Source organism: Psychrobacter sp. NZS113 (assembly GCF_015864825.1).
Taxonomy (GTDB): domain Bacteria; phylum Pseudomonadota; class Gammaproteobacteria; order Pseudomonadales; family Moraxellaceae; genus Psychrobacter.
This window is the reverse complement of the sequence record NZ_JADYWL010000047.1, coordinates 1-515: the sequence shown is the minus strand read 5'-3', so window position 1 is coordinate 515 and position 515 is coordinate 1. Positions and strand designations below refer to the sequence as shown.

Sequence of the window (515 nt, the reverse complement as noted above, 5' to 3'; positions counted from 1 at the left end):
CGTAAATGATATACCGCGTTAAATGCACATGCAAATACTGGAGCTCTAGATAAAATACTTGAGCAAGTAAAGCAAGAGCGTATCTCTGAAGGTAAAATCGATAAGAAACGTGAACAAGAGTTCTTATCAGATCGTGCTGACAAGCAATCTTTACTTAATAAAGCTAAAAGCCAACTTGCTTCTGAGAAGTCTCGTGGTGAAAGCTTAACTAAGCAATATGCACAAAATGAAAACACGTTAGCTGAAAAAGAAGCAGCTCTTCAAAGTGCTCAAGGTACTTTGGGTGAGATGTTTGGTGTTGTACGTCGTGCAGCTCAAGACGCTATCGGTTCTATCGAAGCATCACTAGTTAGTGCTGAGAAACCTGGCCGTGCTGAAATCTTACGTTCATTAGCTGCTGCTAAAGAACTTCCTACAGTTCGCGAACTTGAAGAACTTTGGATTTCACTTCAAACTGAAATGACAGAATCAGCTAAAGTTTCAACTTTTGAAACTGAAGTTGCTGGTCTTGACGG

General features: G+C 40.2%; 1 protein-coding gene. It reads left to right on the top strand.

Going from position 1 to position 515, the window contains the following annotated elements:
- Positions 1–288: 288 nt before the first annotated feature.
- A partial coding sequence (locus tag I6E61_RS14330) for a hypothetical protein (RefSeq protein ID WP_197135313.1) occupies positions 289–515 on the top strand: 227 nt, incomplete at its 3' end.